This window comes from Alienimonas sp. DA493, assembly GCF_043951915.1.
In the GTDB taxonomy this organism is placed as follows: domain Bacteria; phylum Planctomycetota; class Planctomycetia; order Planctomycetales; family Planctomycetaceae; genus Alienimonas.
The window spans coordinates 1-2,187 of sequence record NZ_JBINJD010000298.1 but is presented as its reverse complement, the minus strand read 5'-3'; the positions used below and the strand labels follow the sequence as shown (position 1 = coordinate 2,187).

Here is a 2,187-nt window from a genome sequence, read left to right as displayed (position 1 = left end):
GTGCTCCGCGGGGCGGCCGCGGGGGTGATCCTGGGCGGAGGCGCCGGGGCGCTCGCCGCGGTCGGGACGGACGAAATCCTGTTCTCCCGCACCGTCGCCGGGTGGGGCGGGGCGGCGGGCGACAGTCAGCTGTTCCCCGCGATGCTCGCCTACGCGATCCAACTGGCCCTGATCGGGGCCGCCGCCGGGATCGCCGTGCGGCTGGCGCTCGGGCGGCCACGGGAACGCTCCGTCGTCGCGGCGGCCCGGGGGCCGATTCTGGCGGGCGGGGCGGCCGGACTGGTGTACGGCCTACTGATGCCGATCGTCGGCGTGGTGCTGGGCAGTTTGACGTCCAACACCTTCGACGCCCGCGGCTTTTACCGGCCCGTCCCCTTGGGCCGTTGGGAGCAGGGGGTGATGTTCTTCGGCTTCGGGGCGTTGCTGGCCCTCGCCCTCGCCCGGGTCAGCGGGCGCCCGGCCGACCCGGGCGCGGCACCCGCCGCGACCCCCGCCGTCGCGTGACCCCCGCCGTCCCCCGACGCTCGCTCGAACCACCGTCGATCTGCCGATGCCCGAGACTTCTTCCCGTACCGCGCCCCCGACCCTGCGCTGGGTCGGCGACGCCCTGACCGGCACACTGGAACTGCTGGACCAGACCCGGCTGCCGGGCGAGGTCGTCACGCTGACCTGTCGGACGGACGACGACGTGTTCGGCGCCATCCGCCGGCTGAGCGTCCGCGGCGCGCCGGCGATCGGCGTGTCGGCCGCCTACGGTCTCGTGCTGGGCGTGCAGCAGGCGCTCGCCCCGGCGCCCGGTCCGCTCAGCGGCGGTCGGGCGGAGTTCGACGCCGCCCTCGCCGCCAGCGCCGAGAAGCTCGCCGCCAGCCGGCCGACCGCGGTGAATCTGTTCTGGGCGCTGGCCCGCTGCCGCCGGGCGCTCTCCGCCGAGCCGGACCTCGCCCCGGCCGACGCCCTCGCCCGCCTGCTCGCCGAGGCCCGGGAGATCGAAGCCGAGGACCGGGCGATGTGCGCCGCGATCGGCCGCCACGGCGCCGACCTGCTGCCGGAGTTCCCGCCGCCCGGCGACGGACCTGACGGGGAACTGGGGCTGCTCACGCACTGCAACGCCGGCGGGTTGGCGACGGCGGGGGACGGCACGGCACTGGCGGTGCTGTTCGAGGCCCACCGACGCGCGACCGAGGCCGGCCGGCGGGTGCGAACCTATGCGGACGAGACCCGCCCGCTGCTCCAGGGGGCCCGGCTGACGGCGTGGGAACTGACCCGCCGCGGCGTGCCGACGACGGTGCTGTGCGACTCCGCTGCCGCCAGCCTGCTGGCGACCGGCCGGGTGCACGCCGTCGTCACCGGGGCGGACCGCGTCGCGGCCAACGGCGACGCCGCCAACAAAATCGGCACCTTTCCGCTGGCCGTGCTGGCCCACCGCTTCAACGTGCCCTTTTACATCGCCGCCCCAACGAGCACCTTCGACCGGGACCTAGCCTCCGGCGACGAGATCCCAATCGAGCAGCGGGACGCCGCCGAGGTGCTGAACTACGGCGACCTCCGCACCGCCGCCGACGGTGCCGAGGCCTACAACCCGGCCTTCGACGTGACCCCTGCGAACCTGATTACGGCGCTGGTGACCGAGCGCGGCGTAATCCCGTCCCCGACGACCGCGGCGGTGGGGGCGCATCTGGCGGGGGCGTGACTCGCACGGTTTGCCGCCGGGACCGCCATTGCCGTTGAGACAGTCCGCTAACGCAATGGAAAACGGCGGCGGGTGAGAGAACTCACCCGCCGCCGTTTTCCATTGCGTTTTCTCAGTGGGGCTACCGCCGGCGTCCGCGTCCGCGGCCCCGGCCGCCGCCGTTGTCGGGGTTGCCGCCGCCGAAGCTCAGCGAGCCGATGCAGTCGGCCCAGGTGGGAACGTCGCCGTAGTCCACGGCCTCGCCGCCGTCGCGGCGTTCGTCGCGAGAGGAGCGGGAGCCGCCGGAACGGGAGCCGCGACGCGACCGGCCGCGGGAGCGGGAGGGGCGTTCCTCCTCATCGTCCCCGTCCTCGTCGCTGTCGAAACCGAGGTCGCCGAAGTCGTCCTCCTCGTCGGAGGCGTCCTCGTCGAAGCCGGCGGGTTCTTCCTCGTCGGCGTCGTCCTCGTCGCGGTCGTCGCGGGTCTCCTCCCGGTTCCGGGACCGGCCGCCGCGGCCG

General features: G+C 74.8%; 1 protein-coding gene and 2 pseudogenes. 2 read left to right on the top strand and 1 reads right to left on the bottom strand.

Translation table 11 applies throughout. From position 1 onward, the window contains the following. Together ACG2DA_RS22530 and mtnA are read left to right on the top strand one after the other, a co-directional pair. Nucleotides 1-504: pseudogene (locus ACG2DA_RS22530) on the top strand (hypothetical protein); the annotation flags it as partial. A 46-nt stretch (nt 505-550) separates the two neighbouring features. Continuing rightward, entirely contained in the window at nt 551-1,690 is a 1,140-nt protein-coding gene (mtnA, locus tag ACG2DA_RS22525; RefSeq protein ID WP_395258910.1) for an S-methyl-5-thioribose-1-phosphate isomerase, read from the top strand. A 121-nt stretch (nt 1,691-1,811) separates the two neighbouring features. Here mtnA and ACG2DA_RS22520 read toward each other — a convergent pair. Beyond that, a pseudogene (locus ACG2DA_RS22520) lies at nt 1,812-2,187 on the bottom strand (hypothetical protein); the annotation flags it as partial.

Bases quoted from the DNA above. Each gene is read 5' to 3' on its own strand.
- mtnA (WP_395258910.1), top strand. From the start codon at position 551: ATGCCCGAGACTTCTTCCCGTACCGCGCCCCCGACCCTGCGCTGGGTC.